The sequence below is a fragment of the Streptomyces sp. NPDC028910 genome (assembly GCF_055564955.1).
Genome location: NZ_JBVHVF010000013.1, coordinates 149,991 through 163,769 on the forward strand (window position 1 = coordinate 149,991; position 13,779 = coordinate 163,769).

Genomic DNA, 13,779 nt, shown 5'->3' on the forward strand with positions numbered 1-13,779 from the left:
TGGCCTTCGGCGGCCCGCCTGGCTCGTATCCGCATCGCTCTCACCTGTACTCCGAAAGCCTGCGCCCGATACCGAGCAGAGCCGCCGCCGCACCGACGACCGCCAGGGCCGCCGAACCCGTCACCAGACCGCCCAGCGCGCCGAGCCCGTCCCGGGCCGCCCGGGTGAACTCCCGCTGCTCGTGGGCCACCGCCTGCTCCAGGGAGGCGTCCACCGTGTCGAAGGCGGCCCCGCTGCTCTCCTTGTGCGTCGCGTCCCCGACGACCTGGGGCAGCGCAGCCTCGTAGTCGCCCTTCAAGTCCGCCTCCCGGGCCGCCGTGTGCCGCTGCTTCCACTGCTTCACGCCGTCCACGGCCCGGCTCACGGGCGCCCGGCCGGCCTCGTCGTCGGCCAGCCGCAGCGCGGTCGCCAGCCCGGCGTCCAACTGCTTCATGTTGTTCGTGAAGTCCACGTCGTACTTGTCGGACTTCTTGTCCTCCGCCAGTACGGCGCCCCGCGCGATCAGCGTCAGGTTCTCACCGGCCCGCGCCTGCAGCGAGGCGATCCGCGCGTCGTTGAGCACCTTCATGGACTCCTGCCCGTCCGCCCGGGCCTCACTCAGCGAGGACCGCGCCACCGTGTGTCCCACGGCCAGCCACAGCAGCACCACCACCGACGCGGCCGTCGCGGCCAGCAGCCCGTGGTTGAAGACCCGGTTCGTGTGCCGGTAGTTGCGCCGCTGCGCCCACACCAGGGCGGCGAGCGCGAGCAGGCCGGCCCCGAGCGAGGCCAGCGGCCAGGAGCGGGCGTCGTCGTAGTCCGTGTAGAGCCGGCCGGTCTCCGCCTCGTACAGCCGCTGTGCGGCGGGCAGCAGCTGGGTGGTCATCTGCTCGTTGGCGTAGCGGAGGTAGGCGCCGCCCAGCGGCAGGCCCTGCCGGTTGGTGGCCCGGGCCTGTTCGATCAGGCCGGTGTAGCGCGGCAGCTGCTCGCTCAGCAGGGCGATCTGCTCGCGGGAGTCCTCATTGCCGCCGGTGTTGGCGGCCGCGCTCACCAGCAGCTTGGAGGCGTTGGCGATGTCCTTCTCGTAGCGCTGGCGGACCTCCCGCGGCTCCTGGGCGCCGAGGAGGAACCCGCTGGAGGAGGTGGTGTCGGCGTCCGCGAGGGAGCGGTAGATGCTCGCCGCGTCCGCGCTCAGCGGCTGGCTGCGGCCCACCACGTCGTCGGCGGCGGTGGCCCGGCCGGAGATCTCCCACACGCTCACCGCGCCGAACAGCACGATCAGGGCGGCCAGTGCGGCGCCGATGATCCGCAGCCGGCCCGGCTCGGTGGTCGCCGCCTCGCGCAGCCGGTCCACGCCCTCGGCCCAGGCGGTGCGCCCGGGCGGCCCGTCGGGCGGCACGGCGGCGCCGCCCGGCGGCGCGGGCGCGCGTGTTGTGATGGCCACCGTGACCTCCCCCTCGGTCTGCGTTCCCCCGGATGTGGCCGGGAGCCTGCCCAGCAGTATGGCCGTAGCGACGGTCGACCACAGCACCTGGCGCTCGATCTTGGGCGATCCGCCCCGAGGGGCGCCCCCTTCGCCCCTTCACCGTCAATACGTCCGCTCGGCCGACACGGTTCCAGACCGCGGGCGCCGCGGGGCGGGTTCACCCGAATTGGGCACGGAGTTTGCTGTAGGCGAAGGGCGCCGACCCGAGCGCGTCCAGCCCCAGCAGCCCGGCCCCCAGTACCGGAGGAGCCTCGACCACCGTCACTCGGGCGCGCGGGGCCCGTGCGGCGAGGCCCTCGGAGATGCGGTCGTTCAGCTGCGGATGCCGGGCGGCCAGCACACTGCCGCCGAGCACCACGGGAACGTCCTGGTCCAGCAGGTTCAGGCGGCCCAGCGCCACCGCCGCCATGGACACGACCTCGTCCGCCTGCCGGTGCACCAGCGACAGCGCCACCGGGTCCCCGGCGGCCGCCACCGCGAACAGCAGCGGGGTCAGCTCGTGCCGCCGCTCGCCCGGGATGCGGCCGAGGTGCAGCGCCTCGACCAGCGCGTACATCGAGTCGAGGCCGAAGTGCGCGGGCAGCGCCCGGGCCAGCTCCGTCGCCCCGCCCCGCCCGTCCTCGGCGCGGGCCGCGCACCACATGGCCTCCTCGGCCAGGGCGCCCCCGCCGCCCCAGTCGCCCGAGATCCGGCCGACCGCGGGGAAGCGCGCCGTCCGTCCGTCCGGGGCCATCCCCACGCAGTTGATGCCGGCCCCGCACACCACGGCGACCCCGCACCGCTCGGCGCCCGGGGGCAGCCCGGCGCGCAGCAGCGCGAAGGTGTCGTTGTGCACCGCCGTCACGCGGCCCCAGTTCCGGCTCCGGATCTCGCGTGCCAGCTTCCACTCCTCCTGCGGGAAATCGGCGTTGGCCAGACAGGCCGACACGTGCTCGACGCAGGGCCCGGACCCCTTCACGTCCATCCCGACGGAGGCCATCGCCCCGGCCACCACGTCGACGGCCGCCGCCACCCCCGTGCGGAACGGCTGGAAGCCCCCGGCCTGTCCCGTGACCAGCACCGAGCCGTCCGGGTCGAGGAGCGCCACGTCCGTCTTGCTGTTGCCCGCGTCGATGGCCAGTACGGCGGCGAGGGTCACGCCCATGCCAGGTGCTCCTTGTTGTGCGCGAGGAGCCGGTCGGTCAGTCCCTCGGCCAGGTCGAACTGGCCGACCAGCGGGTGCGCCAGCAGCGCCTTGAAGACCCGTTCGCGGCCGCCCCGCAGCGCCGCGTCCAGAGCGAGGTCCTCGTACGCCGTCACGTGCGCGATCAGCCCGGCGAACAGGGGGTCCAGCCGAGGCGCCGCCAGTGGCAGCGGGCCGGAGCCGCTCACGCGCGCCTGCGCCTCGATCACCGCGTCGTCCGGCAGGAAGGGCAGGGTGCCGTTGTTGTACGTGTTGACCACCTGCACGGCCGGGCCGCCGTCGCCCAGCAGCGAGGCCGCCAGGTCCACGGCCGCCTCCGAGTAGAAGGCGCCGCCCCGCTGGGCCAGCAGCGCCGGCTTCTCGTCCAGCGCGGGGTCCCCGTACAGGGCGAGCAGTTCGCGCTCCATCGCGGCGACCTCGGCGGCCCGCGGGGGCTTGGTCCCCCGTTCCCGTACGACCTCGTCGTGGGCGTAGAAGTAGCGCAGGTAGTACGACGGCACGACGCCGAGCCGGTCCAGCACCGCCCGCTCAAGGTGGAGGTCCGCGGCGACGGCCTCCCCGTGCGCGGCGAGCAGCCGCGGGAGCAGGTCCTCGCCGTCCGGGCCGCCGCGGCGCACGCCCAGCTCCCACGTGAGGTGGTTGAGGCCCACGTGGTCCAGGTGGATGTCGGCCGGCGCCAGGTCCAGCAGGGCCGCGAACTTCCGCTGGAAGCCGATGGCGACGTTGCACAGCCCGACCGCCTTGTGCCCGGCCTGGAGGAGGGCCCGGGTGACGATCCCGACCGGGTTCGTGAAGTCGATGATCCACGCGTCCGGGCTGGCCCGCCGGACCCGCTCGGCGATGTCGAGGACCACCGGGACGGTGCGCAGCGCCTTGGCGAGCCCGCCCGCGCCCGTGGTCTCCTGCCCGACGCAGCCGCACTCCAGCGGCCAGGTCTCGTCCCGCAGCCGGGCGGCCTGCCCGCCGATGCGCAGCTGGAGCAGGACCGCGTCGGCCCCGGCGACGCCCGCGTCGAGGTCGGAGGTGGTGGTGATCAGGCCCGGGTGCCCCTGCCGGGCGAAGATCCGCCGGGCCAGGGCGCCGATCAGCTCCAGCCGTTCGGTGGCCGGGTCGATCAGCACGAGCTCGCTCACGGGCAGGGTGTCGCGCAGCCGTGCGAAGCCGTCGATCAGTTCGGGGGTGTAGGTGGAACCGCCGCCCACCACTGCGAGTTTCAACGTCGTCAGCCTTTCACGCCGGTCAGGGTGACTCCCTCGACGAACGCCTTCTGGGCGAAGAAGAAGAGGACGATCACCGGTGCCATGACCAGCACGGTCGCGGCCATGGTCAGGTTCCAGTTGGTGTGGTGCGCCCCCTTGAAGGACTCCAGTCCGTAACTGAGGGTCCAGGCGGCCGGGTTGTCGGAGGCGTAGATCTGCGGGCCGAAGTAGTCGTTCCAGGCGGAGAAGAACTGGAACAGCGCGACGGCGGCGATCCCGGGCCTGGCCATCGGCAGGACGACGCGCAGCAGGGTGCGCACCTCGCCGCAGCCGTCGACGCGGGCCGCGTCCAGGTACTCGTCGGGGATGGTCAGCAGGAACTGGCGGAGCAGGAAGATGGAGAAGGCGTCGCCGAAGGCCATGGGAACGATCAGCGGCCACAGGGTGCCCGACAGGTCGAGCTGCTTGGCCCAGAAGAGGTACATCGGGATGACCACCACCTGCGGCGGCAGCATCATCATGGCGATCACGAGCAGCAGCGAGAGCCGCCGCCCGCGGAAGCGGAACTTGGCGAGCGCGTACGCGACGGGCACGGAGGAGACCACGGTCAACAGGGTGCCGAGTCCCGCGTACAAGAGCGTGTTGCGCCACCAGGTCAGGAAGCCCGGGGTGTGCCACACCGCGGCGTAGTTGCCCCACTCCCAGGTGTCGGGCCACAGGTCGCGGGTCAGCGCCTGCCGGTCGCCCATCAGGGAGGTGAGGAGGAGGAAGACGAAGGGGAGGACGAAGAAGAGGGCGGCGGCCACCCCGAGCGAGTGCACCCCGATCCAGTGCAGGACGGCCCTGCGGCCGCGCGTACTCATCGACCGGCTCCGATCAGTCCATCACGGCGGCGCATCAGGAGCGCGGTGAAGGCCATGGAAAGGGCGAACAGGACGAGCGCGACGACACAGGCGGCGCCGTAGTCGAAGCGCTGGAAACCGAGGTTGTAGACGAGCTGCGGCAGGGTCAGGGTGGACCTGTCCGGGTAGCCCGGCTCGAACTGCTGGCCCGAGCCGCCGATCACCCCGGCCGCGACCTTCCCCGCCACCAGCGGCTGGGCGTAGTACTGCATCGCCTGGATGACCCCGGTGACCACCGCGAACATGATGACGGGCGAGATGTTGGGCAGGGTGATGTGGCGCAGCCGCGCCCAGGCCCCGGCGCCGTCCAGCTCGGCGGCCTCGTACTGCTCCTTCGGTACGTCGAGCAGCGCGGCCATGAAGATGACCATCAGGTCGCCCACCCCCCACAGCGCGAGGGCGGTCAGCGCGGGCTTGGACCAGTCGGCGTCGGTGAACCAGCCGGGGGTGGGCAGCCCCGCCGAGTCCAGCAGGGTGTTGACGGGTCCGGTGCCGGGGTTGAGCAGGAAGACGAAGGCCAGGGTCGCGGCCACCGGCGGAGCCAGGTAGGGCAGGTAGAACAGGGTCCGGAAGATCCCGGTCCCCGTCTTGATCTTCGTGACGAGCAGCCCGACGCCGAGGCCGAAGACGACCCGGCAGCTCACCATCACCACGACCAGCCACAGGGTGTTGCGCATCGCCGGCCAGAACAGCGGATAGTCCGTGAAGACGTAGCTCCAGTTGTCCGCGCCGTTGAAGGCGGGCGGGCGGAAGCCGTCGTACTGCGTGAAGGAGAAGTACAGGGTGGACAGCAGGGGGTAGGCGAAGAAGACCGAGAATCCGATCAGCCAGGGGGACATGAAGGCCGCGGTGCGCAGGGCGGAGCGCCGGCGTTTCGAGCGCGGGACGCGCGCGGAGGTCATCGGGCTACTTCGCCTTCGCGATGTCCGTGTCGATCTGCTGGTCGGTCTTGGCGAGACCGGCCGGGAGGTCGGTGACGTCGCCCTTCTCGACCGCGTACGCGAAGTCCTGGAAGGTCAGCTGGTAGGTGCCCCCGTCCGCCTGGGCCGGGGTGGTGCTGGACCTGGGGTGCCGGGCGATGTCGAGGAAGGTCCTGAACTCCGGGGTCACCTGGAGGTCCGGGGACTCCAGGGCGGCCAGCGTCGACGGCACGTTGTGGATGGCATTGGCGAAGGCCACCACCGCTGCGGTGTCCGTCGTCATGTACTTGACCAGCTCCCAGGCCGCGTTCTGCTTCTTGCTGCCCGCGGCGATGCCCATGATCGTGCCGGAGAGGTAGCCCTTGCCGTAGTCGGCGGCCTGCTCGTCCGGGACGGGCAGCGGCGCCGTGCCGATCTCGAAGGTGACGCCGGCCTCCTTGGCCATCGGGGCCCGCCACTCGCCGTCGATCTGCATGGCCACCTTGCCGGTGTGGAAGGGGTGCTCGGCGCTCCACTCGTCACCGAAGGTGGTGCGGAACCTCTCCAGCTTCTCGTAGCCGCCGAGCTTGGCCACCAGGTCCTTCTGCGCGGTCAGCATCTTCGCGAAGGCCGGGTCCCCGGCCAGGTTGGACGTGCCGTCCGCGCCGAAGTAGGTGGGGCTCCACTGCGCGGCGAGCCGCATGGGGGTGGTCTCGTAGCCGTGGAAGGTGGGCATCAGGCCGACCTGTTCGTACGAGTCGCCCTTGGGTTTGGTCAGCTTCTGCGCGACCTCGGTGAACTGGCTCCATGTCCTCGGGGGTTCGGTGATGCCGGCGGCCGCGAAGGCGGTCTTGTTGTAGACGAGGCCGTACGCGTCGTGCAGCAGCGGCAGCGTGCACTGGTTCCCCTGGTACTGGGTGTACTCCAGCAGGGTCTTGGGGAAGACCTTCGTCTTGTCGATCCCGGACTTCTGGAGGAAGGGGTTCAGATCGGCGAAGGCGCGGGAGTTGCAGAACTTGCCCACGCTGTCGGTGGTGAAGGAGGAGACCACGTCGGGGGCCTTGTCCCCGCCCGCGCGCAGCGCCTGGTTGATCTTGTCGTCGGTCATGTTGCCCGTGACCTTGACCTTGATGTTCGGGTGCGCCTTCGTGAACCGGGCGATGTTGTCCTCGATCGCCTTGGTCTCGCTCGGCGCGGACCAGCCGTGCCAGAAGGTGAGGGTGACGTCCGCCTTCGGATCGTCGGCGGCGGTGTCCGCGCTCTGGCCCGTACAGGCCGTGGCGAGTGCGGATATCGCCGCGAGGAGGGCGATTGCGGTGGTCAGGCGTCCGGTTCTGGGCATGGCGGGGCTCGCTCTCTACGGGAGGAACTGCCGGTGGGGGCCAGGGGGGTGCGGGGCCGTGGGGGTGCGGGGCCAGTGGGGGGTGCGGGGTGCTTCGGACGTAGGGCGGCGGTGGTTCGGCGGGTGGTTCAGCGGGAGGTGTCGAACACTTCTTCCCGGGTGGCGGCCAGCGCGCTCTCCAGCGCGCCGTGCAGGACCGGCCGTTCCCGTACCTCGCCGGGAACCAGCCGGGGCCTGGAGGGGGCCAGTTCGGCGAGCTCGGCCTCCAGCAGCGCGCGCAGCGGCTCGCCGCCCGCGCTGATCGCGGCCCCGGACAGGACCACGATCTCCGGGTCGAGTACGGCGACCAGCGAGGCCAGACCGGTGGCGAGCGCGGTGGCGTACGACTGGAGGAAGCGCAGGTGCGCGCCCTCGGGCGCGGCGGCGGCCTGCCCGAGCAGCGCGACGGCGGCGGAGACCTCCGGGCCGTGCGGGCCGTGCGGGGCGTCGGGGGCGGGACCGGGCCCGGCCTCGACGCCCAGTTCCGCGGCGAGCCCCGGCAGTCCCTCCACACCGGCGAGCTCCTGGTAGCCGCCCGAGTTGGCCCGCGTGACCTGCCGGACCAGGGGGCGGCCCGGCACCGGCAGGAAGCCCACCTCGCCCGCGCCGCCGGTCCAGCCGCGGTGCAGCCGGCCGCCGAGCACGAGCGCGGCGCCGAGGCCCTCCTCGTTCCAGAGCAGGACGAAGTCCTCGTGGCCCCGGGCCGCGCCGAGGCGCTGCTCGGCGACGGCGGCGAGATTGACGTCGTTCTCGTACTCGACGGGCATCGGCAGGGCCGCCGCCAGGTCCTCCAGCAGGGTGGGGGAGTGCCAGCCGGGGAGGTGGCTGGCGTAGCGCAGCCGACCGGTCTGCGGGTCGAAGGCACCCGGGGTGGCGATGACCACCCGGTGCAGGTCCGAGCGGTGCAGCCCGGCGGCCTTGACGGCCCCGCCGAGGGCCTCGGTCACCTGGTCGACGGCCTGCGCGCCCTCGGTGTACGGGACCTCGTGGGAGGCGACCACCGTGCCGGTGAGATCGGCGACGGCCGCCAGGACGCGTCCCGGCGTGACGTCGAGGCCGCCGACGTACGCGGCCCGCGGATTGATCGCGTACAGCTGGGCGCTGGGGCCGGGGCGGCCGCAGTCGGTGCCGGTGGCCACGACGAGTCCGGCGGCTTCCAGGCGCGCCAGCAGCTGGGAGGCGGTGGGCTTGGACAGTCCGGTCAGGTGCCCGATGCGGGTCCGGGACAGCGGGCCGTGCGTCAGCAGGAGTTCGAGTGCGGCCCGGTCGTTCATGGCGCGCAACAGGCTGGGCGTTCCGGGCGTGGCGGCGGGCATGGAGCGGTCTCTCCCTCACCGAGGTGAACTGTTAAGTAAGTTTCCTATCATCGTTCGGGCCCTGTCAATGCCGCTGCCCCGCGGGCCGTGTCCTTCACGGCACTAGCTGCGGGGCAGTGGGGGGCGTGTGCGGTTACTTGGTGATCCGCGGGCCGGACGGCGGCGGGATGGGGGCGGTGGCCAGCGACTGCGGGGACACCGGGTTCGCCAGGGCGGACGGCGCGGCGACGGCGGACGACGGGTCCGCCGCGTCCTCTTCCTCGTCCGCGCCCGGCGCACCGCCGATGATCCGGATGCCCGCGGCGTCGAAGGCCTCCTTGATCCGCCAGCGCAGTTCCCGCTCCACCGCGAACTGCTGGCCCGGCATCGTCTTCGCGGACACCTTCACCGTCATCGAGGCGAGCAGGACCTCGTCCAGGCCCAGCACCTCCACCGGACCCCACAGGCGCTCGTCCCACGGGGTCTCCTTCGCCATGGTGTCGGCGACCCCGCGGACCACCTCGCGGATCCGGGACAGGTTCTCCGAGGGCTTGACCTGGACGTCCACGCCGGCGGTGGCCCAGCCCTGGCTCAGGTTGCCGATCCGCTTGATCTCGCCGTTGCGCACGTACCAGATCTCGCCGTTGTCCCCGCGGAGCTTGGTCACCCGCAGCCCGACCTCTATGACCTCGCCCGAGGCCACGCCCGCGTCGATCTTGTCGCCGACGCCGTACTGGTCCTCCATGATCATGAAGACGCCGGACAGGAAGTCCGTCACCAGGTTGCGGGCGCCGAAACCGATGGCCACACCGGCCACACCGGCGCTCGCCAGCAGCGGGGCCAGATCGATCTTCAGCGCGGCCAGCACCATCAGCGCGGCCGTGCCGAGGATCACGAAAGAAGCCACCGAACGGAGGACCGAGCCGATCGCCTCCGAACGCTGGCGCCGCCGCTCGGCATTGACCAGCAGCCCGCCGAGCGCGGTGCCCTCGACCGCCTCGGCGCTGGTGTTCATCCGGTTTATCAGCTTGGTCAGCGCCTTGCGGACCACCGAGCGCATGGCCGCCGCGATCACGACGATCAACAGGATCCGCAGACCGATGCTCAGCCAGGTGGCCCAGTTCTGCTCGATGAAGCTCGCGGCCTCGGTGACGCTCGTCTGCGCCTCCTTGACCGAAGCGGGCGCGTCCGGAACGTCGGCTGCCAACGGCAGCAGAGCGGCGGGCCAGGGCACGACGGGTACCTCCAGGTAGAGCGGTCTGCCCGCCGGGGTGCCCCCGGACGGAGTCCGGGGTCGGATATGCGGACAGACCAACCACACTAACGGGGCAATCCCTTCACCTTGGTGCCGTGTTCGAGGGAGAGACCAGACTCACCTGGGGATGACTGACTGTGGTTGAAAACACCTCGGACCCGTTACGGGCTCTTGGTGGCGCTTCGACCAGTCGTAAGGAGAGACTGGAGAGCAGATCGTCCCGGCGCGAGCCACGCGCCGCCGACGTACAAGGAGGCAGTCCGTGCCGCACGTCCTGGTCCTCAACGCGTCGTACGAGCCCCTCGGCGTCGTACCGCTCCGCCGCGCGCTCGTCCTCGTCCTGGAGAACAAAGCGGTCTCCCTGGAGGAATCCGGCGCCTATCTGCACAGCGCGACGAGAGCCGTCCCCGCGCCCAGCGTGGTCCGGCTCAAGCGTTTCGTGCGGGTCCCCTACCGGGGGCCCGTTCCGCTCACCCGGCGCGCCCTGTTCGCGCGGGACGGTGGTCGCTGCATGTACTGCGGCGCCGTCGCCACCAGCGTCGACCACGTCATCCCGCGCAGCCGGGGGGGCCAGCACGCCTGGGACAACGTGGTCGCGGCGTGCCGTCGCTGCAACCACGTCAAGGCCGACCGGCACCTGCTGGAGCTCGGCTGGCGCCTGCGTCACCAGCCGGCGCCGCCGTCGGGTCTGGCGTGGCGCATCATCGGTACGGGGCACCGGGATCCGCGGTGGATGCCGTACCTCCAGCCGTACGGGGCCGAGGATGCGCTGGAGCGGATCGGGGTCGCGGCGTCCTGACCCCGCGGGTCCGTCGCCGGGGCTCCGCCCCGCACCCCACCGGGTCGCGCCCGTTGGCCAGTCTGCGGCCCGGCTGCTGGGGCGCTGCCCCAGACCCCGCGCCTCAAACGCCGGCGGGGCTGGGAGAGCGGAGCCCCGGCGACGGACCCGCCGGGTTGCGCCCGTTGGCCAGGTCTGCGGCCCGGCTGCTGGGGCGCTGCCCCAGACCCCGCGCCTCAAACGCCGGCGAGGCTGGATGGTGCGGCGGGGCTGGATGGTGGCGGCGGGGCTGGAAGGTCGGGGCGCTGCCCCGGACCCCGCGCCTCAAACGCCGGCGGGGCTGGGAGTGCGGGGCCGCGGCCGGGCGGTTGCGTGGGGTTACGGGCCCGTTACCGCGTACGCCTCCGCCGACCAGAGGGAGCAGCCGAAGCGTGTGGCGCGGCGATCGCACGTCACGCGGAGGAAGCGGGTGTCCGGGGCGTCCAGGCGGTGGGAGGCGCGGCCGCCCGCCGAGGCCGACACCGTGACGGCCGGCCGCCAGGTCACCCCGTCCGCCGAGGTCTCCACCCGGTACGCCGACGGGTACGCCTCCTGCCAGTGGAGCTCCAGCCGGCCGACCCGCGCCGGGGCGGGCAGCTGCGCCTGCCACCAGGCGCCGTCCACCGGTGGTGAGGACCAGCGGGTGGTCGCGGAGCCGTCCACGGCCGCCGAGGCCGGGAAGTCGGGCGTCTCGTCCGCCGAGGAGGCGGCTCGCGCGGTGCGCAGCAGATCCGGGCCGCCGGTCCGGACCACCGCACGCACCGTCAGGGTGCGGGACTCCCCGTCGAAGGCCACCGGGACCTGGTAACTGCCCGGCGGGGTCGTCGCGGCGACGGCGACCTCCAGCGGGATCGACACGTGGCCGCCGCGCGGGGCCACCGCGGCCGCCGGGAGGCGGACCTCGATGCCCGCCGGCGGCCGCGCCGACAGCGGCCCGCGGACCTCGCCGGGGCCCAGCGCGGACAGCTGCGCCGTGACCCGCTGCGGGGCGCCGCCGATCTCGGCATCGGCCGCGGCCCCGTCCGCCAGTTCGAAACGGGCCCGCGGGCCGTCCCCGAACCACGGCACGACCCGGTGCACCGCGGGCGCGGCCCCGGCCCCCGCCCAGGACAGCCGCACCGCGTCCGCCCGCAGCCCCGCCGTGTCCACCTGGGTCCAGCCCGAAGCCGCGGCGTCGGCGACCTTGCGCCAGCCCTCGCCCGGTACGTGCGCCTCCACCGCCGCGCCCCGCGCGCCCGCCGGGAGCGGGTCCGTCATCACCGTCACCGCCGACACCGGGCGGGCGGCGTCCAGCCGTACCGTCCAGGCCTCCGGCTCCTTCGTCACCGTCCCCGTCGTGCGCGCGACGCCGGTCCAGGCGTCCGCCTCCGCCGCCGCCTTCGCGAGGAAGGGGTCCAGGACGGCCTTGTCCACCCGGGCCGGTCCCGGCTCCGCCAGCGCCTCGCGGGCTTCGGCCAGGGCCCGGGAGGCCTGCCAGGCGGCCGCCCCGTCCCCGCGGGCCTGGGCCTGGAGGACGTCGACGGCCAGTTCGCCCGCCGTCCCGTAGCGCGACAGCCGCTCCAGCCAGGGCCCCGCCTCGCCCGACAGGGCCGGCAGCCGCGCGGGGGCCTCGCGCAGGACGGTGAACGCCTTGCGCAGCTCGGCCCCGGCCGCCGGATCGCCCGCGGCCCGGGCCTTCCAGAACTGCTCGACCAGCGGCCTCAGATACGCCGACTCCTCCTGCTTCAGTCCCGAGGAGGCGGTGTTCCCGGCCAGCGCCGCCATCGCCTCCCGCGCCCGCGCGTCGCCGCCCGCCAGCTCGCGCACCGCCGCCGCCCAGGACTCCCCGGCCCGGTAACCGCGTGGATTCCACGCGAAGTCCGCCGCCGTGAAGAGCGGGATCCGGGACAGGGTGCCCTGCGGCATCGCGTTGGCCAGCAGCGCCGCCGAGCCGCCCGCCACCGCAGGTTCGCGGCCCGCGTACGGGCCGAGGAAGATCCGGCCCGGATCCCAGTCGTTCACCGGGTAGTTGTCCATGGTGATCAGCGGGTGGCCCAGCGCGGAGCGCGCCCCGGCCAGCTCCTTCCCCGTGATCGTGCGCGGCACCACGCCCACACCCGTCCAGGCCACCTCCACCCGCGCGTCCAACGCGTCCGCCAGGGCCGTCCGGTAGGCGGTGGCGCCCTCCTGGTAGTACTCCGTCGGCAGCAGCGACAGCGCCGCCGCCTCCGGACGCCGGGCGGCCAGGTGCGCCGCCAGCTCGCCCGCGACCTCGGCGTGCGCCCGCGCGGCCGCCGCCGGGCCCTTCCCGTACCGCTGCCGGTCGGCGCGGCAGCCCCACTCGGTGTAGCTGACGTCCTGGAACTGCACCTGGAAGGCGCGGAAGCCGAGCTCCCACATCGCGTCGAGCTTGCGCGCGAGCGCCGCCCGGTCGGCCGCCGACGACAGGCACATCGACTGCCCGGGGGTGACCGCCCAGCCCAGTACGACCCGGTTGGCGCGGGCCCGTTCGGCCAGCGCGCGGAACTCCTCCTGCTGCTCCCGCGGGTAGTCCTGGCGCCAGCCCGTCGTCCGGAACGGGTCGTCGCCGGGCGCGAGCAGCAGCCGGTTCTGCTTGGTGCGGCCCATGAAGTCCACCTGGGCGAGGCGCTGTTCACGGGTCCACGGCTGCCCGTAGAAGCCCTCGGTGATCCCGCGCACCGGCGCGGCCGGCCAGTCCCGCACCAGTACCCCGGGCACCTTGCCGCCGCCCGCCGCGAGCAGCTGACGCAGCGTCTGCGCCGCGTGGAACAGTCCGTCCCGCCCCACGCCGGCCAGTGCGACCGTGTCCCGGCCGCCGGGCCGCCCCACGGCCAGCCGGTAGCCCCCCTCCGGCAGGTCCCCCGCCGCGGCGGCGCCCAGCGCCCGCAGCGCCTCCTGCGCGCCCTCGTCCTGGAGCCGTACGACGGTGCCCCGCTCGGGCAGCGGCGCCCCGGGGGCAGGCTCGTGGAGGGTCCGTACGCCCGCCCCGCGCAGGGCGTCCCGCACCACCTGGACCGCGTACGGATCGGCGTCGGCCGGCGCCACCAGCACGGCCTGCGCGCCCAGCGGCACCTCGCGCGCCGGATCGGCAGCCATCGACTGCGGGCGGGGCCACACGGCGGGCCCCTCGGCGGCCGTGCGGGGGGTGTCGGCGCCGGGGTCGAGCACGGGCCCCGGGGCGCCCTCGGGGGCCGGCTCCCGCGCCGGTCCGGCGGGTGCGGAGGGGGCCGCCAGGGCGCCGGGCGGCGCGGCGGCCACGGCACCGCCGAGCAGCGACCCGATCACGGCGACGGCGGCTGCCGTCGCCCGCTTCTTGCCCCTGAGCTGCACAGAGCCTCCTCGTCCCGAGACGTCCCCCACTCGTACGAATGAGCCCGAGCCCA

The 13,779-nt window shown here is 73.6% G+C and carries 10 protein-coding genes; 1 reads left to right on the forward strand and 9 read right to left on the reverse strand.

Annotation, left to right across the window (positions count from 1 at the left end):
- Nucleotides 1-40: 40 nt before the first annotated feature.
- The 8 genes from ACZ4TV_RS18125 to ACZ4TV_RS18160 all read right to left on the reverse strand — a co-directional run bounded on the left by ACZ4TV_RS18125 (nt 41) and on the right by ACZ4TV_RS18160 (nt 9,558).
- Nucleotides 41-1,423: a hypothetical protein gene (locus tag ACZ4TV_RS18125; protein ID WP_468135653.1), complete on the reverse strand. Its 1,383-nt coding sequence runs from the start codon at nt 1,421-1,423 to the stop codon at nt 41-43.
- 199 nt (nt 1,424-1,622) lie between these two features.
- Nucleotides 1,623-2,609, reverse strand: coding sequence for an N-acetylglucosamine kinase (locus tag ACZ4TV_RS18130; RefSeq protein WP_468135654.1), 987 nt, complete (start codon nt 2,607-2,609; stop codon nt 1,623-1,625).
- On the reverse strand, nt 2,600-3,865 hold the full coding sequence (locus ACZ4TV_RS18135; RefSeq protein WP_468135655.1) for a 6-phospho-beta-glucosidase: 1,266 nt from the start codon (nt 3,863-3,865) through the stop codon (nt 2,600-2,602). The genes ACZ4TV_RS18130 and ACZ4TV_RS18135 overlap by 10 nt, the downstream gene beginning before the upstream one ends.
- 5 nt (nt 3,866-3,870) lie before the next feature.
- On the reverse strand, nt 3,871-4,710 hold the full coding sequence (locus ACZ4TV_RS18140; protein ID WP_468135656.1) for a carbohydrate ABC transporter permease: 840 nt from the start codon (nt 4,708-4,710) through the stop codon (nt 3,871-3,873).
- A complete protein-coding gene (locus tag ACZ4TV_RS18145; protein WP_468135657.1) occupies nt 4,707-5,651 on the reverse strand; it encodes a carbohydrate ABC transporter permease in 945 nt (314 codons plus the stop codon). The genes ACZ4TV_RS18140 and ACZ4TV_RS18145 overlap by 4 nt, the downstream gene beginning before the upstream one ends.
- A gap of 4 nt (nt 5,652-5,655) precedes the next feature.
- Nucleotides 5,656-6,990, reverse strand: a complete 1,335-nt coding sequence (locus tag ACZ4TV_RS18150; protein ID WP_468135658.1) for an ABC transporter substrate-binding protein — start codon at nt 6,988-6,990, stop codon at nt 5,656-5,658.
- A gap of 128 nt (nt 6,991-7,118) precedes the next feature.
- Entirely contained in the window at nt 7,119-8,345 is a 1,227-nt protein-coding gene (locus ACZ4TV_RS18155) for an ROK family transcriptional regulator (protein WP_468135659.1), read from the reverse strand.
- A gap of 133 nt (nt 8,346-8,478) precedes the next feature.
- On the reverse strand, nt 8,479-9,558 hold the full coding sequence (locus ACZ4TV_RS18160; RefSeq protein ID WP_468135660.1) for a mechanosensitive ion channel family protein: 1,080 nt from the start codon (nt 9,556-9,558) through the stop codon (nt 8,479-8,481).
- A gap of 283 nt (nt 9,559-9,841) precedes the next feature.
- On the opposite strand from ACZ4TV_RS18160, the gene ACZ4TV_RS18165 reads away from it, so the two are divergent.
- Entirely contained in the window at nt 9,842-10,378 is a 537-nt protein-coding gene (locus tag ACZ4TV_RS18165; RefSeq protein ID WP_030710765.1) for an HNH endonuclease, read from the forward strand.
- A gap of 357 nt (nt 10,379-10,735) precedes the next feature.
- Here ACZ4TV_RS18165 and ACZ4TV_RS18170 read toward each other — a convergent pair whose 3' ends face one another.
- Complete coding sequence (locus ACZ4TV_RS18170; RefSeq protein ID WP_468135661.1) at nt 10,736-13,726, reverse strand: beta-N-acetylglucosaminidase domain-containing protein; 2,991 nt, start codon at nt 13,724-13,726, stop codon at nt 10,736-10,738.
- Nucleotides 13,727-13,779 lie beyond the last annotated feature (53 nt).

Coding starts and splice junctions, on each gene's coding strand:
- ACZ4TV_RS18145 (WP_468135657.1), bottom strand. CDS start 5,651: ATGACCTCCGCGCGCGTCCCGCGCTCGAAACGCCGGCGCTCCGCCCTG.
- ACZ4TV_RS18155 (WP_468135659.1), bottom strand. CDS start 8,345: ATGCCCGCCGCCACGCCCGGAACGCCCAGCCTGTTGCGCGCCATGAAC.
- ACZ4TV_RS18150 (WP_468135658.1), bottom strand. CDS start 6,990: ATGCCCAGAACCGGACGCCTGACCACCGCAATCGCCCTCCTCGCGGCG.
- ACZ4TV_RS18130 (WP_468135654.1), bottom strand. CDS start 2,609: ATGGGCGTGACCCTCGCCGCCGTACTGGCCATCGACGCGGGCAACAGC.
- ACZ4TV_RS18140 (WP_468135656.1), bottom strand. CDS start 4,710: ATGAGTACGCGCGGCCGCAGGGCCGTCCTGCACTGGATCGGGGTGCAC.